The sequence below is a fragment of the Pseudonocardia terrae genome (assembly GCF_021343995.1).
GTDB lineage: Bacteria > Actinomycetota > Actinomycetes > Mycobacteriales > Pseudonocardiaceae > Pseudonocardia > Pseudonocardia terrae.
On record NZ_JAJTTE010000038.1, the window covers coordinates 39,796 to 64,948 of the forward strand.

General features: G+C 71.6%; 22 protein-coding genes. 12 read left to right on the forward strand and 10 right to left on the reverse strand.

From position 1 onward, the window contains the following. Positions 1–5: 5 nt before the first annotated feature. From LWC33_RS23415 to LWC33_RS23425, 3 genes are read right to left on the reverse strand one after another with little or no spacing between them, the layout of a single operon-like run. Positions 6–1,031 carry an iron-siderophore ABC transporter substrate-binding protein gene (locus LWC33_RS23415; protein WP_233306599.1) on the reverse strand — a complete coding sequence of 342 codons (1,026 nt, stop codon included), beginning with the start codon at positions 1,029–1,031 and terminating at the stop codon, positions 6–8. After that, the gene (locus LWC33_RS23420) at positions 1,028–1,255 is read right to left on the reverse strand and encodes an MbtH family protein (RefSeq protein ID WP_233306600.1); all 228 of its coding nucleotides are present in this window, start codon (positions 1,253–1,255) and stop codon (positions 1,028–1,030) included. The genes LWC33_RS23415 and LWC33_RS23420 overlap by 4 nt, the downstream gene beginning before the upstream one ends. A 29-nt stretch (positions 1,256–1,284) precedes the next feature. Then, positions 1,285–2,553, reverse strand: a complete 1,269-nt coding sequence (locus LWC33_RS23425) for a lysine N(6)-hydroxylase/L-ornithine N(5)-oxygenase family protein (RefSeq protein WP_233306601.1) — start codon at positions 2,551–2,553, stop codon at positions 1,285–1,287. 562 nt (positions 2,554–3,115) lie between these two features. Here LWC33_RS23425 and LWC33_RS23430 point away from each other — a divergent pair. Continuing rightward, on the forward strand, positions 3,116–4,237 hold the full coding sequence (locus LWC33_RS23430; protein ID WP_233306602.1) for an NAD(P)-dependent malic enzyme: 1,122 nt from the start codon (positions 3,116–3,118) through the stop codon (positions 4,235–4,237). Between the two features lie 58 nt (positions 4,238–4,295). Further along, complete coding sequence (locus tag LWC33_RS23435) at positions 4,296–5,084, forward strand: OBAP family protein (RefSeq protein WP_233306603.1); 789 nt, start codon at positions 4,296–4,298, stop codon at positions 5,082–5,084. A gap of 33 nt (positions 5,085–5,117) precedes the next feature. On the opposite strand, the gene LWC33_RS23440 is transcribed toward LWC33_RS23435, so the two are convergent. Next, entirely contained in the window at positions 5,118–7,058 is a 1,941-nt protein-coding gene (locus tag LWC33_RS23440) for an aconitate hydratase (protein WP_233306604.1), read from the reverse strand. Between the two features lie 168 nt (positions 7,059–7,226). Between LWC33_RS23440 and LWC33_RS23445 the strand changes: the two genes are divergently transcribed. Continuing rightward, the gene (locus LWC33_RS23445) at positions 7,227–8,219 is read left to right on the forward strand and encodes an NADPH:quinone oxidoreductase family protein (RefSeq protein ID WP_233306605.1); all 993 of its coding nucleotides are present in this window, start codon (positions 7,227–7,229) and stop codon (positions 8,217–8,219) included. 76 nt (positions 8,220–8,295) lie between these two features. Beyond that, positions 8,296–9,288, forward strand: coding sequence for an RNA polymerase subunit sigma-70 (locus tag LWC33_RS23450; RefSeq protein WP_233306606.1), 993 nt, complete (start codon positions 8,296–8,298; stop codon positions 9,286–9,288). Positions 9,289–9,328: 40 nt separating this feature from the next. Here the strand turns inward: LWC33_RS23450 and LWC33_RS23455 are convergent, their stop codons facing one another. After that, complete coding sequence (locus tag LWC33_RS23455; protein WP_233306607.1) at positions 9,329–9,946, reverse strand: TetR/AcrR family transcriptional regulator; 618 nt, start codon at positions 9,944–9,946, stop codon at positions 9,329–9,331. 123 nt (positions 9,947–10,069) lie between these two features. Here LWC33_RS23455 and LWC33_RS23460 point away from each other — a divergent pair, with 123 nt between their 5' ends. From LWC33_RS23460 to katG, 8 genes are all read left to right on the forward strand, one after another. Continuing rightward, complete coding sequence (locus LWC33_RS23460; RefSeq protein WP_233306608.1) at positions 10,070–11,623, forward strand: acyl-CoA synthetase; 1,554 nt, start codon at positions 10,070–10,072, stop codon at positions 11,621–11,623. Then, positions 11,620–12,609 (forward strand): LLM class flavin-dependent oxidoreductase, encoded by a 990-nt coding sequence (locus tag LWC33_RS23465; RefSeq protein ID WP_233306609.1) that lies wholly within the window; start codon positions 11,620–11,622, stop codon positions 12,607–12,609. Before LWC33_RS23460 ends, LWC33_RS23465 begins: the two co-directional genes overlap by 4 nt. A 38-nt stretch (positions 12,610–12,647) precedes the next feature. Next, positions 12,648–13,403, forward strand: a complete 756-nt coding sequence (locus tag LWC33_RS23470; RefSeq protein ID WP_233306610.1) for an SDR family NAD(P)-dependent oxidoreductase — start codon at positions 12,648–12,650, stop codon at positions 13,401–13,403. 54 nt (positions 13,404–13,457) lie between these two features. Continuing rightward, entirely contained in the window at positions 13,458–15,401 is a 1,944-nt protein-coding gene (locus LWC33_RS23475) for an acetoacetate--CoA ligase (RefSeq protein WP_233306611.1), read from the forward strand. Beyond that, positions 15,398–16,126, forward strand: a complete 729-nt coding sequence (locus LWC33_RS23480; protein ID WP_233306612.1) for an LLM class flavin-dependent oxidoreductase — start codon at positions 15,398–15,400, stop codon at positions 16,124–16,126. Before LWC33_RS23475 ends, LWC33_RS23480 begins: the two co-directional genes overlap by 4 nt. A gap of 953 nt (positions 16,127–17,079) precedes the next feature. After that, positions 17,080–17,937, forward strand: a complete 858-nt coding sequence (locus LWC33_RS23485; protein WP_233306613.1) for a hypothetical protein — start codon at positions 17,080–17,082, stop codon at positions 17,935–17,937. Positions 17,938–17,992: 55 nt separating this feature from the next. Beyond that, positions 17,993–18,487, forward strand: a complete 495-nt coding sequence (locus tag LWC33_RS23490; protein WP_233306614.1) for a Fur family transcriptional regulator — start codon at positions 17,993–17,995, stop codon at positions 18,485–18,487. Next, complete coding sequence (gene katG / locus LWC33_RS23495) at positions 18,484–20,685, forward strand: catalase/peroxidase HPI (protein WP_233306615.1); 2,202 nt, start codon at positions 18,484–18,486, stop codon at positions 20,683–20,685. The genes LWC33_RS23490 and katG overlap by 4 nt, the downstream gene beginning before the upstream one ends. 129 nt (positions 20,686–20,814) lie before the next feature. On the opposite strand, the gene LWC33_RS23500 is transcribed toward katG, so the two are convergent. From LWC33_RS23500 to LWC33_RS23520, 5 genes are all read right to left on the reverse strand, one after another. Continuing rightward, positions 20,815–21,003, reverse strand: a complete 189-nt coding sequence (locus LWC33_RS23500) for a hypothetical protein (protein ID WP_233306616.1) — start codon at positions 21,001–21,003, stop codon at positions 20,815–20,817. A gap of 97 nt (positions 21,004–21,100) precedes the next feature. After that, complete coding sequence (locus tag LWC33_RS23505; protein ID WP_233306617.1) at positions 21,101–22,933, reverse strand: potassium channel family protein; 1,833 nt, start codon at positions 22,931–22,933, stop codon at positions 21,101–21,103. A gap of 6 nt (positions 22,934–22,939) precedes the next feature. Further along, positions 22,940–23,326 (reverse strand): DUF6394 family protein, encoded by a 387-nt coding sequence (locus tag LWC33_RS23510; RefSeq protein ID WP_233306618.1) that lies wholly within the window; start codon positions 23,324–23,326, stop codon positions 22,940–22,942. A 191-nt stretch (positions 23,327–23,517) separates the two neighbouring features. Continuing rightward, positions 23,518–24,438: a hypothetical protein gene (locus tag LWC33_RS23515; RefSeq protein WP_233306619.1), complete on the reverse strand. Its 921-nt coding sequence runs from the start codon at positions 24,436–24,438 to the stop codon at positions 23,518–23,520. A gap of 123 nt (positions 24,439–24,561) precedes the next feature. Further along, on the reverse strand, positions 24,562–24,927 hold the full coding sequence (locus tag LWC33_RS23520; RefSeq protein WP_233306620.1) for a DUF2784 domain-containing protein: 366 nt from the start codon (positions 24,925–24,927) through the stop codon (positions 24,562–24,564). Positions 24,928–25,153 lie beyond the last annotated feature (226 nt).

Genomic DNA, 25,153 nt, shown 5'->3' on the forward strand with positions numbered 1-25,153 from the left:
AGCGGTCACTGCTTCGCGTCCATCCTCTCCAGCTCGGGAACGACCTGGTCCAGCGCGTACGGGATGCTCAGCACGGTGTTGAAGGTGATCGCCGCACCCGGGAACGGCGCCGTGGTGTAGTCGAAGTAGCCGACGCGGCCGTCCTTGACCACGTCGAGCCGGTTGTAGATCGGGTCGGACTGCAGCACCTGCAGCAGATCGGGGTCCGAGGTCCACGCCAGACGGTCGACGTCGAGGAGCGTGAACTCCTCCGCGCTGACCGTGGCCACGTTGTCGGCCACCCGTCCGGCCAGCCACGAGGGCTCGGTGGCGAAGCCCAGGTCGGCGAAGAAGCGCACCTTCGGGTCCTGCGGCGAGAACACCTGATAGGTGCCGCCCTCCGCGGTCGCCCCGACCAGCATGGTCTTCTGCGCCCAGTCGGGGTGCGCGTCACGGACGGCCTCGAGCTTCGCCTCGACCCCGGCGACGAGGTCCTTCGCCTGCTGCTCGCGCCCCAGCGCCTTCCCCGCCGTCAGGGTCATGTCCTGCCACGGCGCGCCGAACTGGTCGAACTGGGCGGACTGGGCCACGGTCGGGGCGATGGCGGCGAGCTTGTCGTACTCGGACCGGTCGAGGCCCTCGTAGAGCGCGAGGATCAGGTCCGGCTCGAGCGCGGCGACCTTCTCGAAGCTGATCTCCCCGGCGTTGGACACGATCTCGGGGACGGTGCCGCCCGCCGCCTGGGTGGCCCACGGGAAGATCGCGCCGGGCTGCTCGTCGAACCACTCCGTCGTCCCGACCGGCTTCACGCCCAGGGCGAGGACGGCGTCCTGGTCGCTCCAGCCGATGGTCACGACCCGCTGCGGCGGCGCGGAGATCGTGGTGGAACCCAACGCGTGGGTGATCGTGACCGGCATGCCCGCCGTCTGCTGGGCCGGCTGGGGGGCTGCCGGGGCTTCCGCCGGACCACCACAACCGGCGACGACGGCCAGGGCGGCGGCGCCGGCGAGCAGCCAACGACGTCGGACGGGACGAGACGATCGGATACTCACCGCGTGCTCCTGTTCTGCTCCATCGCCTGCTGCAGGCTGCGGGGGCGCAGGTCGCGCCAGTGCTCCTCGATGTGATCGAGGCAGTCCTGCCGGCTCGCCGCCGGCAGCGTCACCTGCCACCCCTGCGGGACGGCGGCGAACGTGGGCCACAGGGAGTGCTGTCCCTCGTCGTTGACCAACACGTGAAAGGTGCCGTTCTCGTCGTCGAACGGATTGGTGGACATGCGCTTTCGCCTTCTGTCGGTGTCGGGGGTCAGACGTGGGCGGGGGCCGGGGCGGCGATCGAACGGACGATCTCCCCGCTGCGCACGGCGATGTTCGACAGCAGGGTCGAGGACAGGCCGTGGGTGTGCTCGGTGGCGCCCTGGACGTAGAGGCCGGCCCGCAGCCCCGGGTCGGTCCGGATCCGGTAGTCGCGACCGATGTCGAGGCGTCCGGCGTCGTCGCGCAGGCAGCTCGCGGCGAGGTCGCCCAGCAGGTCACAGGGATCGCTGGACCGGTAACCGGTCGCGTAGATGACGAGGTCGGCGCCCAGCACCTCGCGCCCGCCGTGGATCAGGGACTCGACCGCCAGCTCGACGTGGTCGTCGGTCGCGACGACGTCGGCGACCCGGCTGACGTTGAGGAACCGCAGCCGCTCCCGGCCGGCGACCTTCTCGTGGTAGTGCCGCCGGTACAGCGACTCGATGAGGTCGGGATCGACCACCGAGTAGTTCGTGTTGGCGTGGTAGCCCAGGATCATCCGTTTGATCCGGTCAGGGGCCCGGAAGAAGTCGTCGACGGCGTCGGGGTCGAAGACCCGGTTGGCGAACGAGGAGTCGTCCGCCGGGCTGTAGCCGTAGCGGTGGAACACCGCCCACACCTCGGTGCCGGCGAACCGGCGGTGGATGTGCTCCACCGCCTCGGCGGCGCTCTGCCCGGCGCCCACCACGATCACCCGCTTCGGGTCGGCGACCCGGTCGAGGCGGGTCAGGAGGTCGCGGGTGTGCCAGATCCGCTCGCCCGGCTCGACCCCCTCGGGCAGGTTCGGCGTCAGCCCGGTGGCCAGCACGACGTTGCGGGTGCGCAGGACCGTTCCGCGGGACGTCACGACGTCGACCAGGTCCGGCGACTCCGGCACCGGGTCGATCGACGTCACCTCGGTGCCGTAGTCGACCTGGTCGGCGAACCGCCCCGCGACCCACTCCAGGTAGTCGTGGAACTCCAGCCGGGTCGGGAAGACGCTCCCGTAGTTGATGAAGTCGACCAGCCGGCCGCGCTCGTGCAGGTAGGACAGGAAGCCGTAGCGGCTGGCCGGGTTCCGCAGGGTCACGAGGTCCTTCAGGAAGCTCACCTGCATCGTCGCGTCCTCGAGGAGCATGCCCCGGTGCCAGCCGAAGGTGCCCTGGCGCTCGACGAACCTGGCCCGCAGATGCGCGGCGCAGGCGCTCTCGGTGTTGTACTCGGCGACGGCGACGGTCAGGGCCAGGTTCGACGGCCCGAACCCGACGCCGACCAGGTCCAACGGACCGAACTGAGACATCCACACTCCCTCCTCGCCGGGCGACTCGCCCGTTCGTGCCCTACGTCAACTCGTCGTGCGACGCGCATGTGTCCACACTGGACTCATTCCGGACGGACCTGCCCGCCGCGGGCCGAGCAGGAGAGGGTGGAACGACGCGTGTCGGAACCTCCGGCGGTGACCGGAGGCGCACGGCACTGTCACATGGAGTTCTCATCCTCTCTGGTGAAAACCTCGCTAAGGCTAACCTAAGATCCACGGGGCGCGACGTGATGTGTCTCAGGTTGCAACATGTCGGAAATTATGCCTGTAACCTGCTGAATCGTTCGAACGCGCCAGAACCGGACACGGCGCGTTGGAGAACGCGACCGCGACAAGGCCGAGGACGCCGTCGAGACAAGGCCGAGGACGCCGTCGAGACAAGGCCGAGGACGCGGTCGAGCCGGGCCGCGACGACGACGGGTTCAGCCGGGTTGCGCGAGGTCGGCCTGGCGGCGGCCCGGCAAGCGCCCGTCGGCACGGCGCGAGCGACTCCGGTCCCCCGGCCGGTTCCGGGCCGTCACGGGCGGGTAGCCCGGGAGACATGAGTGATCGGGCGGGGAAGATCGAGATCCGGGCCCGGGTGGAGCTCGACGATGCCGACGACCTGGCCGTCCACTACACGCCGGGAGTCGCGGAGGCGGCGAAGCGCATCGCGGCCGAACCGTCGCGGTCGCGGACCGAGACCGTGAAGGGCAACGCGGTCGCGATCGTCAGTGACGGGTCGGCGTTGCTCGGTCTGGGCGACCAGGGGCCGGCGGCGGCGCTCCCGGTCATGGAGGGCAAGGCCGCCCTGTTCTCCCGTTTCGCCGACATCGACGCGTGGCCGATCTGCATCGCGAGCCGCGAGCCCGACGACGTCGTGCGGACCGTCCGTGACCTCGCGACCTCGTTCGGGGCGATCAACCTGGAGGACGTCGCCGCGCCCCGCTGCTTCGAGATCGAGCGTCGCCTGCGGGAGGAGCTCGACATCCCGGTCTTCCACGACGACCAGCACGGAACGGCGATGGTCGTGCTCGCCGCCCTGCACAACGCCCTCGCGCTGACCGGTCGTGACGCCGCCCGAACGCGCGTGGTGATCGCGGGGGCCGGAGCGGCCGGCAGCGCGACCGCCCGCCTGCTGCTCGCGGCGGGGTACACCGAGGCCGGAATCGTCGTGTGCGACAGCAAGGGCGCCCTGCACCCGGGGCGGCAGCTCGACGGCGAGAAGGCCTGGCTCGCCGAGCACACCAACTCCGACCGGGCCGAGGGCTCGCTGGTCGAGGTCCTCGACGGGGCCGACGTGTTCATCGGGGTCAGTGCTCCCGACCTGCTCGCCCCCGAGGATCTTTCCCGGATGGCGGATCGGCCGGTCGTGTTCGCGCTGGCGAACCCGGATCCGGAGGTCGACCCGCGCGGCGCGCAGGAGCACGCCGCCGTGCTGGCGACGGGACGCAGCGACCTGCCCAACCAGATCAACAACGTGCTGGTGTTCCCAGGGGTGCTGCGCGGGCTGCTCGACGCCGGCGCGGACACCCTCACCGTGGACATGCAGCTCGCGGGGGCGCGCGCGATCGCCGAGCTCGTGGGCGACGACCGTTCACCGGAGCACATCGTGCCGTCGGTGTTCGACGAGCGTCTGGTGCCCGCGCTGGCCGGGGCGGTGTGCGACGCGGCAGGCCGCTGACGTCGAGCGTCGCGGCCGGGGCGGGTTGAGACGCCCGGACACGGGTAGAGCCGCAGCCATGCTGCCTCCACGCGTCAGGTCCGGGTCCCGTCGCTCCGGTCGCGGGGCCGCTGGATCCGTCGGCGCCGGTGTCGCCGCGGGGGTCGCGGCGGCGGCCGGTGTGCTGCTCGGCCGCAAGGTGGCGGTGGCGGCCAAGGTCGGCGCGGGCCACCCCCTCAAGCATCGCGCGCTCGACCTCGCGGCCGGGCTGATGCAGCCGAAGTACCCGTTGGCGGCGATGAGCACCTACCTCAACGGCTTCCACATGTACGCGGACGAGATGGGAAGACAGGTGGAGGCGTCGCACTTCTGCATCCACCTGCGCCACGACCTGCACCAGTGCGTGATCTTCGACCGCAACGCGCCGGACGCCCGGCTGATCGGGATCGAGTACATCGTCAGTGAGGAGCGCTTCGGGAGCCTGCCCGACGACGAGAAGCGGCTCTGGCACAGCCACCACCACGAGGTGAAGTCGGGCGTCCTGGTCGCTCCGGGGGTCCCCGAGATCGCGGAGCACGCCTACTTCGAGGACCTCGTCACGACGTACGGGAAGACTTTCCACACCTGGCAGTACGACCGCGACGACTTCCCGTACGGGATCCCGCAGCTGATGATGGCCTTCACCGGCGACGGCCAGGGCGACGAGTCAGCGATCGCCGATCGCGACCGCCGGCTCGGGGTGTCCACGTCGCGCAAACGGGCGCGTCGGGCCGACATCGCCGAACCGAGCCTGGCGCCGGGTGCCAACTCCTGGGAGAGCGGCCGGACGGTGCAGACGCGCCTCGAGGAGATCGACTTCAGGCGCTAGCGAGGCCTGCGGCCCCGGCCGCGGCGCCGGCTCTCAGTCCCGGTGCGCGAGCCGGGGAATCTGCCCGCCCGCCAGCACGGCCTCGATCTGGCGCGCCGAGAGGTGGTGGGTGAGGCGGTACTCGGCGCCGTCGTCGTCGGTGGCGGTGAGCTCCCGGGTCTTTCCGAGGCCGTGCAGCCCGCGCAGGTGGAGCGTGCTGCCCACGTCGAGGCGGTCGAGGTCGGCGGGGTCGGTGAACTCCAGGGCGAGCACGCCGAAGTTGGCGAGGTTCTGCCAGTGGATGCGCGCGTAGGACCGCGCGACGACCGCGGCGAGCCCCAGGAACCGCGGGCAGATGGCGGCGTGTTCGCGGGAGGAGCCCTGGCCGTAGTTGTCCCCGGCGACGACCGCGTGGGGACCGGTGTCCTTCGCCCGGTCCGGGTAGTCCTCGTCGATGCGGGTGAAGGTGAACCGCGCCAGCTCCGGGATGTTCGAGCGGTAGGGCAGGGCCTGCGCGCCGGCGGGGGAGATCTCGTCGGTGGACACGTCGTCGTCCATGTGCAGGAGGACGGGGAGGTCCAGCTCGTCGGGCAGGGGTTCGAAGTCCGGCAGGGCGGAGATGTTGTCCCCGCGGACGAGTTCCTGGTGACGGGCGTCCTCCGGCGCTGCGGGCGGGACGAGCATCTCGGTGTTGACCGTCGCGCGCTCGGGCAGGGCGAGGTCGGGCACCGGGAGGTCGAGCTTCTCCGCGAGGGCGCGTGGATCGGTGATCACCCCGGTGAGCGCGGCGGCCGCGGCGGTCTCCGGGGAGCACAGCCATACGGAGTCCTCGGGCGTGCCGGAGCGTCCCGGGAAGTTGCGCGGGAAGGTGCGCAACGAGTTCCGGCCGGACGCGGGCGCCTGGCCCATGCCGATGCAGCCCATGCACCCGGCCTGGTGGATGCGGGCACCCGCGGTGATCAGGTCGAAGGTGGCGCCCATCCTCGTCAGGTCCGCGAAGATCTCCCGCGACGACGGGTTCACGTCGACGCTCACGGCGTCGTTCGTCTGCCTCCCGGCGAGCATCGCGGCCACCACGGCGAAGTCCCGCAAGCCCGGGTTGGCCGACGAGCCGACGACGACCTGGGACACCGGCTCGCCCTCGACCTCGCGGACCGGGACGACGTTCCCCGGCGACGACGGCTTCGCGATCAACGGCTCGAGCGCGGACAGGTCGATCTCGTCGGTGAGGTCGTAGACCGCGCCCTCCTCCGCGGCGAGGGGACGGAAGTCGTGGACGCGGTCCTCCGCGCGCAGGAACGCCTCGACCGCGTGGTCGGAGGGGAACACGGTGGTCGTCGCGCCGAGCTCGGCGCCCATGTTGGCGATGACGTGCCGGTCCATCGCGGTCAGCCCGGCCAGGCCGGGGCCGTGGTACTCCAGGATCCGGTTCACCCCGCCGCCGACGCCGTGGCGACGCAGCATCTCCAGGACGACGTCCTTGGCCGAGACCCACGGCGGCAGCTCGCCGACGAGCCGGATCCCGAACACCTCGGGCGTCCGCAGCCACAGCGGCTCCCCGGCGATGGCCAGGGCGACCTCCAGGCCGCCGACGCCGATCGCGAGCATGCCCAGCGACCCGGCGGCGCAGGTGTGGGAGTCGGACCCGACCATCGCCTTGCCCGGGATCCCGAAGCGCTGCATGTGGGTGGGATGCGAGACGCCGTTGCCGGGCTTGGAGAACCACAGCCCGAAGCGGCGCGCGGCGGTGCGGAGGAACTCGTGGTCCTCGGCGTTGCGCTCGTCGGCCTGGAGCAGGTTGTGGTCGACGTACTGCACCGAGCACTCGGTGCGCGCCCGGTCCAGGCCCAGCGCCTCCAGCTCCTGCATCACGAGGGTTCCCGTGGCGTCCTGGGTCAGCGTCTGGTCGATCCGCAGGGCGATCTCCTCGCCGGGGGTCGGGTCGCCGTCGACCAGGTGGTCGTCGATCAGGATCCGGGCCAGTGTGCGGGGCATGGGCCACCTCCTGTCCACGGACGGTCCTGCGGTGTACCCGTCTTCGCAGGGGTGCAAGCCTCGGCCGGCGCCCGTCCCGGCCGATTCCTCTGCGCGCCGGCGGAGGTCTACATGGTCGACAGCCGCCCGGCCGGCGGCGATGGAGCGAGCCGAGACAAGGAGAGCGCCGTGAGCATTCCCGTCACCATGCGCGCGCTGCAGCAGACCTCGTTCGGGGGTCCGCAGGACAGCGGAGTGACCACCGACGCACCGGTGCCGAACCCCGGCCCGGACGAGGTGCTGGTCCGGGTCGTCGCCGCCGGTGTCAACTTCGCCGACGTCTCGAGGGCCCACGGCACGTTCCTGGGCGGCCCGCAGCCGCCGTACGTGGCGGGTTTCGAGGCGGCCGGCGAGGTCGTGGCGGCGGGCGAGGCGGTGACCGGGCCACGGCCGGGGGACCGCGTGATCGGCGTCGGAGACGGGGCCTTCGCCGAGTACATGGTCCTGCCCGCGGCCGCGGCGATGCCGGTGCCGGAGGGCTGGACGGCCGAGCAGGCGTTGGGCCTGGTCGTGAACCGGCCCACCGCCCTCGCCGCGCTCAAGCCCCTGGGCCACCTCGCGGCCGGGGAGACCGTGCTGGTCCACGCCGCCGCGGGTGCGACCGGCCAGGCCGCGGTGACCCTGGCCAAGCACTACGGCGCGACGGTCATCGCCACCGCGTCGCCGAGCAAACACGAGACGGTGCGGGCCCTGGGCGCCGACCACGTCCTGGACTCCCGCGACGCCGACCTCGCCGCCGAGGTGCTGCGGCTGACCCGTGGGGCCGGTGCCGACCTGGTTCTGGAGTCGGCGGGCGGAGCCACGTTCCGGGCGAGCCTGGCTGCGGCCAGGCCGGTCACGGGCCGCGTCGTCGTGTTCGGGGTGGCCGGTGGCGAGGCCTCGATCACCAACCGGGAGCTGGTGTACGAGCACCAGGTCCAGATCATCGGCCTCAACATCGGCGTGCTGATGCAGGCGGCGCCGCGCATCTTCGGCGAGGTCACCGCGGAGCTGGCCACCCTCGTCGCCGCCGGCGTCCTCACCCCCGCCCGCCCCACCGCCTACGACCTCGCCGACGGCCCGAAGGCCCTCACGGAACTGGAGGCCAGGGCGACCGTCGGCAAACTGGCCCTGGTGCCGTGACGACCCGGCCGCCGGGCCACCGCCGCCGGGCGACGACCGCGGTCCCGGTCACTGGGCCGCGGCCTACGCTCGCGGCATGAGGGCGCCCGTGCCGGAGGCGGACCAGGACCGGTTCGGCGCCGAGACCGAGCAGTTCCGCAGGGAGCTGCTGGCGCACTGCTACCGCATGGTCGGCTCGGCGCACCACGCCGAGGACCTCGTGCAGGAGACGTATCTCCGGGCGTGGCGGTCCTACGCCGGTTTCGAGCGCCGCGCGTCGGTGCGGTCCTGGCTCTACACGATCGCCACGAACGTCTGCCTGACCGCGTTGGAGCCGCGCCGGAACCGGGTGCTGCCGGCGGGCCTGTCCGCTCCCTACGACGGGCCCGATCGCCCACCGAGCCAGGTGCCGCCGGGCGAGGTCGCGTGGCTGGAGCCGTTGCCCGACAACTGGATCACCCCGGCCGCCGCCGATCCGGCCGCGACGGTGGTCGCGCGCGAGTCGCTCCGCCTGGCGCTCATCGCGAGCCTGCAGCACCTGCCCGCCCGCCAACGCGCGATCCTCATCCTGCGCGAGGTGCTGGCGTTCTCCGCGGCGGAGACCGCGGAGATCCTCGGCACCACCACGGCGGCGGTCAAGAGCGGGCTGCAGCGCGCCCGCGCCCGGCTGGAAGAACTGGAGCCGGAGCCGGAGGACCTGCTCGAGCCGACCGACGAGCGGGCGCGTGCGCTGCTCGACGGCTACATCGCCGCGTTCGAACGCTCCGACGCCCGCCTGCTGGAACGGGTGCTGCGCGCGGACGCCACGCTGGAGGCAAGGCCGTTCCGCGAGTGGTACGCGGGCCGGGTGCGGTGCATCCACATGCTCGCCACGTACGTGCTGGGTGCGCCGGGCGACTGGACGATGCTCGCCACCACGGCCAACGGCCAGCCCGCCGCCGTCGTGTACCACCGGGACGCGGACGGGACCCTCCGGTCGCACGGCATCGTGGTGCTGGCCCCGACCGCCGCCGGCGTCTCGCGCGTGATCGAGTTCCACGACCCGGCACTGGTGCCGATGTTCGGCTTCGCGGAGGTGCTCGTGGACTGATCTCGACCGTGCCACCAGGACGCCTCCGGTGGATCGTGTCTCAGACGAACAGCCGCGGCAGCAGATCCCTGCAGTGGTCCCGCAGCTCGTCGAGCGCCGTCCCCGATCCGGCGAGGTGACGTTGCAGCGCGTGCTGGAACAGCCCGTCGAACATCGCGTAGGCCGCGGAGGGCGAGCAGGTCGGCTCGGTCCCGGTGAGGTCGGCGTAGGCGCGGACCAGGCGCCAGATCATGTCCTGCAGGCGGCCGTCGATCTCGGCGACGTCGTCCCGGAAGGCCTCCTCGAACAGGGACTGGGAGCGCACGTCGTACCAGAGCCGGTGCAGCAGCGGGGCGTCGGCGAGGGTGGCGGCCAGCCCGTTCCCGCAGGCCGTGGCGAGCTCCGCGGGGGTGGACGCCTCGGCGACGAGCCCCTCGTAGCGCTGCACGCAGGCGTCCTTGTACCGCTGCACGCAGTAGGTGATCAGGTCGCTCTTGTCGGCGAAGTAGTAGTGCAGGAGGCCGTGGGAGTGCTCCGTGTTGTCCGCGATCGTGCGCAGGCTGGTGCGTGCGTAGCCGAGTTCTGCCAGGGTCAGCAGCGCCGCGTCGGCGAGCTCGCGGCGCCGGTCCTCGAACTTGTCGGCACGGGACCGCTGCCGCACGGCGGCGGTGCTGGGCATACGCCGACGATACCCATCGAGCGGATTTCCTGACCACTCGTCCAAGAAAATCTTGACATGTGTCCAAGATCGGGCCACGGTCGTGACTGCCATCACTGCCGCCGGCGAAGACCGAGGGACGACGTGTCGCTGACCTTCTACCTGGACAAGGGCGCTTCCCTCGACCCCGAGGCCCCCTGCCTGACCCTCGACGGCGCGTCCCTGTCGTACGGCGAGGTCGTCGAGCTCTCCCGCGCGGTGGCAAGGGCGCTGCGCCGCTCCGGCGTCGAGCCCGGGGACAAGGTCGGCATCCTCTCGGCCAACGACCCGACCGCGTTCTCCTGCGTCTTCGGCATCGCGCGGGCAGGGGCGGTCTGGTGCCCGATCAACCCGCGCAATGCGGCAGGGGAGAACGCCGAGCTGCTCGACCTGTTCGACTGCTCCACGTTGATCTTCCAGCCGGCCTTCGACGACCTGGTCGCCGAGATCGCGCCGAAACTCCCGAAGCTGACCACGCTCGTCCGGCTCGGCGAGAAGGACGGTCTCGCCCAGGGGTTCGACGACTGGCTCGCGGCCGCGCGCGCGGACCCGGAAGCCGAGGCCGCCCAGCCCGACGACGTCGTCGCCCTGGTCGGCACCGGTGGCACCACGGGGCGCCCCAAGGGGGTCATGCTCACCGATCGCAACCTCGAGGCGATGTCAGCGATCACGCTGATGAGCTACCCCTTCGAGGGTCGGCCCGTGTACCTGGCCCAGGCTCCGCTCACCCACGCGGCCGGCGTGCTGTGCTTCCCGATCCTCGCCCGCGGCGGCGAGGTCGTGATCATGGCGAAGCCCGACGTCGGCCGGTTCCTGGAGCTGATCGAACGCCACCGGGTCACCCACACGTTCCTGCCGCCGACGTTGATCTACATGGTCCTCGGCCACGAGGCGCTCGACCGCACGGACCTCTCGTCGTTGCAGTGCTTCTGGTACGGCGCGGCGCCGATGTCGGTGGCCAGGCTGGCCGAGGCGCTCGACCGGATCGGGCCGATGGCGCAGCTGTTCGGGCAGTCCGAGGCCCCGATGATGATCTCGACCATGTCCCCGGCCGAGCACCGCCTGGCCGACGGCGCGATCGCCACCGACCGGCTGTCGTCGGCCGGGCGGCCGTCGCCGCTGGTCACGGTGGCGATCCTCGATCCGCAGGGTGCGCCCGTCCCGCGCGGGGAACGGGGGGAGATCTGCGTCCGCGGCTCGCTGGTGATGGCCGGGTACTACCGCAACCCCGAGGCCACCGCCGAGGCGTCCGCCCACGGCTGGCACCACACCGGCGACATCGGCTACCTCGACGCCGACGGCTTCCTCCACATCGTCGACCGCGCCAAGGACATGGTGATCACCGGCGGTTTCAACGTCTACTCCGCCGAGGTCGAGCAGGCGCTGATGGCCCACGACGCCGTACGCGACTGCGCGGTGGTCGGCCTGCCCGACGAGAAGTGGGGCGAACGGGTCACGGCCGTGATCCAGCTCCAGCCGGACACCGTGATCGACGTCGACGAGCTGATCGCGTTCGTCAAGCAGCGCATCGGCAGCGTCAAGACGCCCAAGCAGATCGAGATCTGGCCCGATCTCCCCCGTTCCACCATCGGCAAGGTCCTCAAGACCGAGATCCGCACGACCCTCACCGCAGTACCGCAAGGAGGCGGCACCTCATGAAACTCGCTCTCTACCTGCCCAACTTCCGCGACAAGGTGACCATCAAGGAGCTGGAGGACCTCACCGCGCTCGCCGAGGAGCTCGACTTCGACTCGGTGTGGACGCTCGACCGGATCGTCGTGCCGGAGGCGTCGGACAGGCAGGAGCTGCAGTACTCGTTCGGGATGATGGAGGGCCTGCCCAAGGCGCTGCCGGTGTCCTCGCGGGGCCAGTGGTTCCAGGGCTACCCGCTCATCCCGTGGCTCGCGGCGAAGACCTCCAAGGTCCGCATCGGCATGAGCATCATCGACACCCCGTTCCGCGCCCCGGGCGTCCTGGCCGCGGAGATGGCCACGATGGACCACCTCTCGAACGGCCGGCTCAACGTCGGCGTCGGGTCCGGGTGGATGCCGGAGGAGTTCGCGGCCGCGAGCGCCGCGCACATCTTCCCGAAGCGGCACAAGCACGTGCGCGAGACGATCGAGGTCATGCAGGGCATCTGGAACAACGAGCTGTTCGAGTACCACGGCGAGTTCGCGGACTTCGACAGCTGCGGGTTCGGGATCAAGCCGCTGCAGGACCCGCTGCCGATCTTCTTCTCCGGCCTCAAGGACCCGGCGCGCGCCGCCAAGCGCGTCAGCAAGTACGACCTCAAGGGCTGGATCGGGATCCAGGACTCGCCGGAGGACATCGCCACGTGGCGCGGCGGGATCGAGCGTGAGCTCGAGGAGATCGGCAGCCACCGCAAGATCGGCGACCTCGAGATCAGCAGCATGATCTGGACGGTCATCACGGACGTCGACCTGGACGACTCGCCGGCGGGCAAGGTCACGAACCTGCTGGCCGGCAGCGAGCGGCAGATCACCGACAAGCTCAAGGCGTACAAGGAGGCCGGGATGACGATGCCGATGTTCTGGCCGCCGTTCGCCGACGTCCCGGTGTCCAAGACGCTCGACGACCTCAAGCGGATCAAGAACGACATCATGCCGAAGGTCGAGGCCTCCTGAGCGTCGGTTCCACCCCCACAACGAAGTGAGAGGAAGAGATGCCCGAACTCGAGGGTAAGCGGGTCTTCGTCACCGGATCCGGTGCCGGGATCGGCAAGGCGATCGCGACGCTGTTCACGCAGCGCGGCGCCCGGGTCGTCGTCAGCGACATCAACGCCGACGCGGCCAAGCAGACGGCCGACGAGATCGGGGCCGTCGGCGTCGCCAACTGCGACGTCACGGACGAGGCCCAGGTCCAGGCGGCGGTGCAGCAGGCGGTGGATCTGCTCGGCGGCCTCGACGTCCTGGTCAACAACGCCGGGATCGAGGTCTCCTCGCCGCTGCTGCAGCAGTCGACCGAGAGCTTCGACAAGATCTACGCGGTGAACGTGCGCGGTCCGTTCGTCGCGATGAAGGCGGCCATCAGCCACCTGATCGAGTCGAAGGGCAACGTCGTCAACATCGCCTCGATCGCCGGCATCGGCGGCAGCCCGCTGCTCGGCTCCTACTGCGCGACCAAGGCGGCGCTGATCCAGATGACCCGTGTCGCGGCGGTGGAGATGCGACCGACGGGCGTGCGGGTCAACGCCGTCTGTCCCGGCTTCGCCGACACCGCCATGGTGGAGCGGCTCGTGCCGGACTTCGAGGCGGCGACCCAGGTCCCCTTCGGCGACCTCGTCGCCATGAAGCAGGGCCGGCTCGGCACCCCGGAGGACATCGCCGAGGTGGCGGCCTTCCTCGCGTCCGACCGGGCGTCGTGGGTCACCGGCAGCCATTACGTCCTCGACGGTGGGCTGACCGCGTCCCTCGTGTGACCATGTGCGACGGGCCCGGTTCCGCCGGGCCCGTCGCACGGTGAGGCGGTACGGATGATCCTGTGGAGCCCGACGGCGGAGCGCATTCAGGGGTCGGCGCTGCGCGAGTACCTGGACTGGCTGGAGGAGCGCGAGGGGCGGCCGTTCGCGGACCACGACGCCCTCTGGGCCTGGTCGGTCGAGGAGCTGGACCGGTTCTGGCTGTCCATCGTCGACTACTACGGCGTCGACTTCTCCGCGCCCTGGACACAGGTGCGCACCGCCGACCCGATGCCGCACACCCGCTGGTTCACCGGGGCGCGCCTGAACTGGGCGCAGCACGTGCTGCGCCGTGGGCCCGACTCCTCGGTGGCGTTGCTGTGTGTCCAGGAGGGCGGTTCACCCGCACGGGATATCACCTGGGGCTCGTTGCGCCGGTCGGTGGCAGCGGCGGCCGGCTGGCTGCGACGGGCGGGCGTGCGTCCCGGCGACCGGGTCTGCGCCTACCTCCCGAACACCGAGCACGCGGTGATCGGGCTCCTGGCCGCCGCCGCGGTCGGTGCGGTGTGGTCCTGCTGCTCCCCGGACTTCGGCGCCGAGGGCACCATCGGCCGGCTCGCGCAGCTCGAGCCCACCGTGCTCATCGCCGTGGACGGCTACCACTGGAACGGCAAGGAGATCGACCGCGCCGACGTCGTCGCGCGGCTGCGCGAGAAGCTCCCGACGGTGCGGCACTTCGTCCACGTCCCGTACGTGTTCGACCGGCCTGCTCCTGCGGATGCGATTTTGTGGGACGAGATACTCGCCGAGGACGCGCCGCTCGAGTTCGAGCAGGTCGAGTTCTCCCACCCGTTGTGGGTGCTGTTCACCTCCGGCACCACCGGGCTGCCCAAGGGCCTGGTGCACGGGCACGGGGGGATGACGCTGCAGGGTCTGATGTGGTCCGGGCTGTACTGCGGCCTGCGTGAGGGCGAGCGGATGTTCACCTTCACCTCGACCGGCTGGGCGTTGTGGAACATGCAGCTGGGCGCGCTCGCCCAGGGCGCGAGCATCGTGCTGTACGAGGGCAGCCCCGGCCACCCGGCGGGCGCGGTCTTCGAGGTCGCGGCCCGCACCGAGGCGGACGTCCTGCTGCTCGGCGCCGCCGTCGTCACCGCGACGGCGAACACCGGGGTCTCGCCCCGGCAGGAGTACGACCTGACCCGGCTGCGGCACATCATGATCAGCGGCTCGGCGCTGCCGTCGGCCGGCTACCACTGGATCATGGAGCACGTCGGCCCGGACGTGCGGATCGACTCGACCAGCGGCGGCACCGACATCTCCGGCGCGTTCGTCGGCGCCAACGAGTACGCCCCGGTCCGGGTGGGGCGCATCGGCGGCCTGCTCGCCGGCGTCGACTGCGCGGCCTGGGACGAGGACGGTCATCCGGTCGTCGACGAGGTGGGCGACCTCGTCGTCACCCGGCCGATCCCGTCGATGCCGGTGTGCCTGTGGAACGACCCGGACGCCGTGCGCTACACGGAGTCGTATTTCGAGACCTGGCCCGGCGTCTGGCGCCACGGGGACTGGGTGACGTTCTACTCGGACGGCAGCCTCGCCATCCACGGCCGCTCCGACTCGACCTTGAACAGGCAGGGTGTCCGGCTGGGCAGCAGCGACTTCTACGACGTGCTCGAGACCATGCCCGAGATCAGCGAGACCCTCGTGGTCGGGGTCGACCAGCCCGACGACGGCTACTGGCTGGGCCTGTTCGTCGTCCCGGCTCCGGGGCACGAGCTGGACGACTCGCTCAAGCAGAAGATCGTGCAGACGCTGCGGACCCGCCTGACACCCCGCCACGTCCCGGACGAGATCCTCGAGGCGCCCGCCGTGCCGCACACCCTGAGCGGCAAGCGGCTCGAGGTCCCGATCAAGAAGCTGCTGAGCGGCAGGCCGCTGGAGAAGGCCGCGAACATCGCCTCCGTCGACGATCCCGACGCGCTGCGCTGGTACGCGCGCTTCGCTGCCTCCCGGCTGTGAAGCTCGGCGCCTATCTCGCCCACCTGGGTTCGGGCCTCCCCTACGACGTCGCCTCCTGGGCGCGGCGGCTGGTGGACGCCGGCTTCGAGAGCCTGTGGATGCCGCAGATCATCGGGCGTTCCGGCTTCGTCCCGGACCCCTTCGTCGCCTTGGCGGCGGCCGCCTCTGCAGTGGATGGGGTGGAGCTGGGGACCGCCACGGTGCAGGTCCCGCTCCACCATCCCGCCTACCTCGCCCACAAGATCCGGTCGCTGCAGCTGGTGTGCGGAGACAGGCTGGTCATGGGCGTCAGCCCCGGCTCAACGTCCACGGACTACGCGCTTCTCGATCGGGACTTCCACAGTCGCTTCCGCACCTTCGACGAGAACGTGGCGAAGCTGCGGGACCTGCTCGCCGAGGGGCGTGGTGCTCTCGTAGCCGGCGCCCCGCCGCTCCTCCTGGGCTCGTGGGGTGCCAACGTCGAGAAGGCCGCCCGGCACTTCGACGGCTGGCTCGCCTCCGCCCATCGCCGCACCCCGGACCAGATCATCGAGGCTCTCGGGCGCTTCCGAGCGGCAGGTGGCGGACGAGCCATCGTCTGCGCCATCCCACTCTCCAGCCCGGCCGACCTCGGCCCGGTGGGCGAACAACTCCATCGCTACCGGGAAGCGGGCTTCGACGACGCGGTCGTGGTGATCGAGCCGGGAGGGCCGGATCCCGAGACGGTCAGAGCTCTCCTCCTGTGACTGCCGAGGCGTTCTGCCACGCGCCCGGCCGACCCGTCGAGCAGGTGCGTCTGGACGACCTCGTGGCGCTGCCGCAGCGTTCGTGAGGCCCTGGCACCGGGACCGGCCCGTGCCCGGTCGCCCGGACCGCCACCGGGAGCCCGTGATCCGCCGCGAAACGCACCGCGGTCGCTACGTCGGACTCGGACGTCACCGAGACCGCGACGTCCGGGGTCGGGATCGCCGCCAGGTCGAAGCCGGCGCACGCCGCGTCGAAGCCGGACGTGCCGGGCGGTGGACCCGGCCGGCGAGGGCCTGGTCGAGCGAAGCGAAGCCGTCGGACATGGTGGTCCCTCCCGAGCGCGAGCCGCCTCACCGGTCCGGTCGGGGAGGGCCGTCCACCCGTCGGCTCCAACACGATTCCAACTCCGACCTGGCTGGAGGAGAGCGGCGAGGCGGCCAAGCTCGAGACAACCGCGCCGAGGTGGCGGGCGACGACGATCGGCCGCCTCCCGGCGGGCGCTGACCCAGCCGCTCGGCTCGAGCCTCGCCGCTCTGCCCGTGATCGCGGCTCGTGGACGTAGAGGGTCGGAAATCGTCGTTCGACGTCCAAAAGTGATGATCTTGCCCCGGTCACTCTCGGGTGCTCGGTGGCCGGAGCGGGGTTCGCCGATAAGCGGGTGTTCCTCGGGTCCGGGCCGAGCGGCGGAAGCCGAACTGCAGCACCTACCACATGATCCCGGGGATCAAGCCGGTGCCGCCGTGCACGGACCGCGCCGGACAGGGCGGTTGGTCGGCCGCGGAACCTCTCGCGCTGACCGGCCGCACGGCCGCCTGACCAGCGCGTCCGGTCCTCTTCCCGATGCGGAACACGGGTCTGTGCCGGCGTCCCTTCAGCCCAACTCCGTCCGTGGACGGGATAGCAGTGCCCGGGAAGTGGTAGGCCGACGGCCCCGACGAGGAGAGGCAGACCGATGACGGAATCCGATCGGCCCCAGGAGGAGCGCGGACCCGACCGCGCAGAGGACCAGTCCGACGCTCCACGGAAGCGCCGGGGCCGCGTGCCCGGGGAGAACGCGCCCGACGGGGGCACGAAGCCGAGGGTCAAGGGGATCGCGGGAAGTGTCCGCCGGGCGACGGGGACGACCGGCCGGACCGCGACCCAGGCCGGCCGGGCCGCGGCCACGCGAGCGGGGCGGACGGTGAGCCAGGCGGGCCGGGCCGCGGGCGAGGCGGGCCGGGCCGGCGGGCAGGCAGGTCAGGCAGGCGCGTCAGGTGCGGGACGGACCGCGCGGAGCATCGCGCAGACCGGGCGGGCCGCGTCGTCCGGCGCGGTGCAGGCTGTCGGCAGCGCGGGCCGCACCGCCGCCACAACCGGCGGTGCGGCAGCGTCCGGTGTGGCCAAGACCGGCGGGGCCGCGGCGTCCGGTGTGGCCAAGACCGGCGGGGCCGTCGCCTCGGGCGTCGCGAAGACCGGTGAGGGCGCAGTGGGTGGGCTGGCCTCGGCCGCGACCGGAGCCCTGAAGGGCACCGTCGGCGCCGTGGGCTCGGTGGCCCGGATCGGGCTGGGGGCGAGCTTCGCCTTCCTGATGGCCAGGGCCGCGATCCTCCTGCAGCTGATCAAGCGGCTCGCGCTGCTGGCCCTCCAGGCCCTCGAACGGCTCGCCCGCCGGCTGGAGCAGTTCGCGGCGTCGGCCGCGCAGCCCAAGGCCGACAAGGCCACCGACTCCGAGACCGAGGACGAGACGGAGGACGAGACCGAGGACGAACCCGAGGCCCTGGCCGACGAGGACGTCGAGGAGGCCGACGAGAAGGCGCCGAACCCGACCTGATCCGACCTCGTCCGGTGTGTTGAGTGGTTCAAGGAACGGGACCAGACTCGGCCGGGTGCCGACGACGTCGGAGCTCGAGCACATGCTGCGCGGGGCCGCCCTCCGGGTGACCCGGCCGCGCGTGGCGGTGCTGGCCGCGGTGCACGACAACCCGCACGCCGACACCGACACGATCCTCGCCGCGGCGCGCGGTGATCACGTCCAGGTCTCCCACCAGGCCGTCTACGACGTCCTGCGCGCGCTGACGGCGGTGGGCCTCGTCCGGCGGATCCAGCCGGCCGGCCTGGTGTCGCGCTACGAGGCGCGCGTCGGGGACAACCACCACCACGTCGTGTGCCGGTCCTGCGGCGCGATCGCCGACGTCGACTGTGCCGTGGGCACCACCCCGTGCCTCACGGCGGCCGACGACCGGGGCTTCGCCGTCGAGGAGGCCGAGGTCACCTACTGGGGCCTCTGCCCGGACTGTGTCGCGGCCGCGCGCGACGGCGTCCCACCACGGCACACCGACCGACCGAAGGACAGCGCGAGACAGGAAGAAGGAGCGACGTGACCGAGAGCGTCAGCGAGAGCGAGAACCCGCGGATCCCGTCCCCGACCCCACCGGCGCACCGGCCGATGACGAACCGGGACTGGTGGCCGAACCAGCCGGACCTCTCGGTGCTGCGCAAGCACGCGCCGCAGGCCGATCCGATGGGCGGGACCTTCGACTACGCGAAGGAGTTCGCGACGCTCGATGTCGAAGCCCTCAAGCGGGACCTCGTCGAGCTGATGACGACGTCGCAGGACTGGTGGCCCGCCGACTACGGCCACTACGGACCGATGATCATCCGGATGGCCTGGCACGCCGCGGGCACGTACCGCATCCACGACGGCCGCGGCGGTGGCGGCCAGGGTGCCCAGCGCTTCGCCCCGCTGAACAGCTGGCCCGACAACGCGAACACCGACAAGGCGCGGCGGCTGCTCCTGCCGATCAAGCAGAAGTACGGCCGCAAGATCTCGTGGGCCGATCTCATGATCTTCGCGGGCAACGTCGCCTACGAGTCGATGGGGTTCACGACGTTCGGGTTCGGCTTCGGGCGCGAGGACATCTGGGAGCCGGAGGAGATCTTCTGGGGACCGGAGGACACGTGGCTCGGCGACGAGCGCTACAGCGGCGAGCGTGAGCTCGCGCAGCCCTTCGGCGCCGTCCAGATGGGCCTGATCTACGTGAACCCCGAGGGCCCGAACGGCAACCCGGACCCGTACAAGTCGGCCAAGGACGTCCGGGACACGTTCGAGCGCATGGCGATGAACGACGAGGAGACGGCGGCGCTCATCATCGGCGGCCACACGATCGGCAAGTGCCACGGCGCGGTCAGCGAGGAGTACCTCGGCCCGGAGGTCGAGGGCGCTCCCCTGGAGGAACAGGGTCTCGGCTGGAAGAACCGCCACGGCAGTGGCAACGGCGTCCACACGATGGTCAGCGGGCTGGAGGGCGCATGGACCAACGAGCCCGTGACCTGGGACAACGGGTATCTGGACAACCTGTTGGGCTACGACTGGGAGCTCACCGAGAGCCCGGCCGGCGCGAAGCAGTGGACCCCGAAGAACCCCGAGGCCCAGGACACTGTGCCCGACGCCCACGACCCGTCGAAGCGGCACGCCCCGATGATGTTGACGTCGGACATCGCGCTGAAGGTGGACCCGATCTACGGGCCGATCGTGAAGCGCTTCCACGAGAACCCGGACGAGCTCGCACTCGCGTTCGCCAAGTCCTGGTACAAGCTGCTGCACCGCGACATGGGCCCGGTCTCGCGATTCCTCGGCCCGTACGTGGCCGAGCCGCAGGTGTGGCAGGACCCGGTCCCCGCCGTCGACCACGAGCTCGTCGGCGACGACGACGTCGCCGCCCTCAAGGCGCGGATCCTCGACTCGGGCCTGACCGTCCCGCAGCTGGTCTCGACCGCATGGGCGTCGGCGTCCTCCTTCCGCGGCACGGACAAGCGCGGCGGGGCGAACGGCGCGCGGATCCGCCTCGAGCCGCAGCGCAGCTGGGAGGCCAACGAGCCGGCGGCGCTGGCGGCGGCGCTGGAGACCCTCGAGCGGATCCAGCAGGAGTTCAACGACGGGCAGTCCGGCGGGAAGAAGACCTCGCTCGCCGACCTGATCGTCCTGGGCGGCTGCGCGGCCGTCGAGAAGGCGGCGCGCGACGGCGGGCACGAGGTCACGGTCCCGTTCACGCCGGGCCGCACGGACGCCTCGCAGGAGCAGACCGACGTGGACTCCTTCGCCGTGCTCGAGCCGAACGCGGACGGGTTCCGCAACTTCCTCCGGTCCGGCGACAAGCTGCCGCCGGAGCAACGGCTGGTGGACCGGGCGTACATGCTCAACCTGACCGCTCCGGAGATGACGGTGCTGGTCGGCGGCATGCGGAGCCTGGACGCCAACACCGGGCACACCCCGCACGGCGTCCTCACCGACCGGCCGGGCACGTTGAGCACGGACTTCTTCGTCAACCTGCTCGACATGGGCACCGAATGGCGCACGTCGGAGTCGACGGAGAACGTGTACGAGGGCCGGGACCGCGCCACGGGCGAGGTGAGGTGGACCGCCACCGCCGTCGACCTCGTCTTCGGCGCGAGCTCCCCGCTGCGGGCCATCGCCGAGTTCTACTCGTGCCAGGACGCGGGGGAGAAGTTCGTGCAGGACTTCGCCGCGGCCTGGAACAAGGTCATGAACCTCGACCGCTTCGACCTGGCCCGATCGTGAGGATCGCGTAGCCGGGGTCCGGGTCGGCCGCCGGCCGACCCGGACGGCGGTGCCGTCGTCCCGTAGGGCGTTGGTTCGGCCGCGGAGCGGGTACTGGTCGCCATGGCAGACGAACGAGGCGACCGGAGGTCACCCGAGCACGACCGGACGCCGGGCGCCCCGGTGGGAGAACGTGCGGCGGGCGGACGCGATCGCGCGGCCGAGGCCGACCGCCCGGGGGCGGACGAGCACACCGAGCGTGGTCCCGTCGGGCGTGGCAACGACGAGCCGGCGGAGCAGGAGCGGCCCACCGGACGCGTCGATCCCGACTCCGAGCACGGCACCCATTCCCCGTCGGGGCCAGGGGTGCGCGGGGACTGACCGCCGGCCGGGCGGCGACCCGGGGCCGACATCGGAAGGGGCGAGGCAGGCGGCGTCAGGTCCGGCCGGCCCGGCTGAGCTTGCGCCACAGCCATCCCGCCGGCACCCGCCGCCCGGTCTGCACGTACTCCCGTGCGGCGTCGACCAGCATCGTGAGGTCGAGCCCGCGGCGGGCGGCGGTGGCGCCGAGCAGGAGGAGCTCGTCGTCCGGGGCGAGGACGAAGTCGTCTTCGGGCCCCATGACGCACTCCTCGCCGTCCGCACCCGACCGCAGCACCATCAGCACGGTCACGGCGAGCCGGTCCTCGCGGCGTTCGGGGTCGCGCAGGACGTCGCCGAGCCGTGCCTCCCCGGACCGGAGCCAGCCGAGCAGGGTCGGCGCCTCGCTCTGGTTGAGGCGGATCTTCCACACGGTCGGCAGCCGCCGTCCGCAGTCCGCCGTGACGCGCCGGATCAGCTCCGCCGCCCACGCGTCGCCCTGCTGCGGCACACCCTGCAGGAAGCGCCAGAGGAGCGGGGTGCTGAGCTGCGCGAACACCTCGTGCGCCACGACCTCCGCGGGCACGAGCAGCGAGTCGATCTCCATCGCGGCGAACAGCGGCGCGCTCGATGCCCGGTTCTGCCGCGCGGCCACGAAGAGCGAGCGGTTCAGCCGGCGGGCGTCGGAGACCATCGAGAGGTTGGTGGTGTCGTTGTCCGTGCCGGCGACGAATCCCACGGCGTCGGCAACGCCCGCGCGTTCCAGGACCGCCGGATCGACGCCGGAGCCCTCGATGGTGCTGACGCCGTCGTGGGACTCCGGCGTCGCGGCGCGCGGCTCGACCACGGTCACGTCGAGTCCCTCGGCGCGCAGGTCGGCGGTGACCTCGCGGCCGAAGCGGCCGTAGCCGCACACGATCCAGCGGCCGGTACCGGGCGGGCGGCCGCGGGCGGGCAGCTCGGCGCCCGGCCCGCTCTCCAGCCACGTCATGAGCTGGTAGGAGGCCGGCGAGCGCATGGCGATCCGCAGGTGGTCGCCGAAGCGGTTGAAGGGGTTGACGACGGTCGGGCTGCCGAACGCGTGCATGCGCTCCTCGATCGCCGGCGAGACGGTGCGCGCGACCACCGGCAGGTCCGGCCGCAGCAGCGCGGCGGTCATCGCCACGGCGAGGTTGGCCTCGTCGTCGTTGGTGAGGGCGACGACGGCCTCGCACCGCAGGTTGCGCAGCCCGGCCACGCCGAGGTGTCCCGGGTCGCGCCCGTCGGCGACGAGCCCGGGGACGTCCCCGCGGTACGAACCGAGCTCGAGGGCGTCGATGCGCTCCTCGGCGATGTCGATCACGACGACCCGGCGGCCGAGCGCGTCGAACGCGCTGCACAACAGCTCCCCGGTGCGTCCGTGGCCGACGATCAGCAGGAACGGCTCGCGCAGCCGCTTGACCTTGCGGGTGAAGTGCTGCAGGGCGAGCGCCCGGCGGAACGCGCGGTCCTGCAGGAGCGCCAGCAATGTGCCGACCGCGTAGGCCCAGCCGATGACGGTGAGGTAGATCGTCGCGGTGACCCACAGCCGTTGGGCGGGGGTGAAGGTGTTCGGCAGCTCGCCGAAGCCGATCGTCGACGCCGTGTAGCTCATGAAGTAGAAGGCGTCGAAGAAGCTCATCCGGTACGGCGCGCCGGTGGCGTCCTGGCCGGGGACGAGGGTCAGGCCCAGCACGCTCACCGCGAAGATCGTGATCAGCACGATGAGCGGGGCGCGCATGCGGCGCAGGACCAGGAAGATCGTGGCCTCGGCCTCGACGGCGGACGCCATCGGGATCCGCCGCCGCAGCCGTCGGGACGGACCGCGGGGGCCCGGGTCCTCGTCCTGGCCCAGCAGCCGCATCCAGAAGGAGAGCAGCGGGTTGCCCATGAGCCCCTACCGGCGGTGGTACGACACGGTCTCGACCACGAGCAGCACCACCGAGACCACGTTGGCGAACAGCGCGCCGCCCGAGAGCGACACGACGCTCGCCATCGCCGACGGGGTCAGGCCGGTCTCCGCGATGTGGGCCGAGTAGGTCCAGGCCAGCGCCGCCGCGACGAGCTGCAGGTCGGCGACCAGGCTGGTGGCGAGGTGGACCGCGCCGATCTGGGTGCGATCGCCGAACTTCAGCACGGTCGCGATGAGGCTGACGACGATGGCGGCGAACAGCTCGTAGATGTTGTGCAGCGCGGGGTCGGAGATGTTGCCGATGAAGAAGCCGAAGTTGAGCGTCGCGGCCAGCAGCACGAAGAAGCCGAACACGACCTTCTCGAGGTTCATCCGCGCTCCCGGCTCCGGTCGTTACGCCCGGGCGACAGGATGGCACGGCGCCGGGGCGTGCGCTGATCGACGACCTTCGGGCGGCTACCCGGTCTTCTCGAGGTGCTCGATCGAGATGTTGGTGTCCGCACCCGGGTCCCAGGACGGCCAGGTCGGGAAGAACTGGGCACCTGCGGAGGCGAGCAGGAGCGTCACCGCGAGTGCACCCGCGAACCGCCGGGGCGGAGGGCGACGAGGCCGTGGGCGGTGATGACCAGGACCGCCGCCCAGGTGCGGCCCCGCCCGGTGCACGCCCAGAGCACGGCGCCGGACGCTGCATAGCAGCCGCCGAGCACGAGGAAACAGAGCGCGAGCGTCAGCGGGGACAGGTGCGTGGTGGAGCCGAGGGCGTCGGCGGTGCTCTGACCGAGCGCGGAGATCGAGTTCTCCTGCGAGCGGTTCACGGCGAGCCCGGCGCGCGCGGCCCGGTCGGTGAGGGTGGCGAGGTATCCGGTGCTCAGGTGGACGGCGAACGAGGCGATCGTCAGCAGCAGACCGGGGAGCAGCGTCGGGGCTGCGACGGCGGCCAGTCCCCACCGCGACCATCCGAGTCGGGAGAGGCCGAGCAGGACCAGCACGACGAGGAAGGGGAAGGCGACTTCCGCCGTCGCCACCGTCAGGGCGGTGACCAGGGCCATCGCGAGCACCCGCAGTGACCGACGGGAGGACCCGAGGGACAGCGCGGCGACGACGACCAGGCCGGCGATGGCCACCGAGTCGTATCGCCCCCGGTTCTGCACGGTCAGCGCGAAGGTGAAGGGCGAGGCGATCAGGACCGCCGCCACGAACACCCCGTCGCCGGGGCGCACGACGGTCCGGATCGTCGCCGCGGTCAGCCAGATCAGCGCGATGCACGCGACCGCGAAGACGATCACCGCCAGTACGGTCACCGCGATCGGCCCCGGCGGCCCTCCGAGTAGGGTCGCCAGAATTGCTCCTACCAGCCCCCGGCGGATGAATCCGTCTTCGTAGCCGACCCAGTAGGCGCTCGCGTTGTCACTGCCGGAGAAATAGTCGAACTTGATGACCGTGCTGGTCAGGAAGGCTGCGAACACCACAGCGGTCCAGGCCATGACCAGCCAGGAAATTCGATCTGGTCGACCGCCGCGACGAGTCCACGGCCCTTCGTCAGAATGGTGCTTCAACGAAGCGGATCTTCGGTGTCGGGCGCGTCGTCGTTACATGCCGAATTCTCGTCAGCGCCGAATTGCGGTGCGGTGTCGGCGGAGCACGAGCCCGGCCCAGGACGCCGCCACCAGGCAGCCGATCGCGAGCTGGATCGCCGACAGGTACTCGCGCGGGTAGATCACGCCGGTCAGGTAGGTGTCGATGAACCCGCGCGCCAGGCCCTGCTCCCCGGCGAGCCGGCGGAACCGGTCCTCCCAGGCCGTGAGCGGGCACTCGACGTGCGCGAACACGCTGACCAGGCCCCACCCGACCGCGGCCGCGTGCAGCACGATGACCCGGGGCCAGCGCCAGGCCAGGAACCCGCCGAGCGCGACGAAGGCCAGGAACGTGAAGTGGACCAGCATCACCGCATCGGCGAGGAAGCGGTACGCCACGTCCTCAGGATGACCCGCCGGCCCTCCGCCCACCAGGCCTGACGGTCCGCTGACGCCCGGGCGACGGCCCGTTGTCGGGCGCGACGTCGTCGTCTGACATGGCGAGATCACGCTGGGGGTTCGCCTCCACCGTCGGGACGCCCGGATGCGGGACGGGCTCGACCGTTTCCTCGGGCGCCGACGGCAGGCGTCGTGAGCTCAATGGGCACTTCTGCCCATTGAGTCC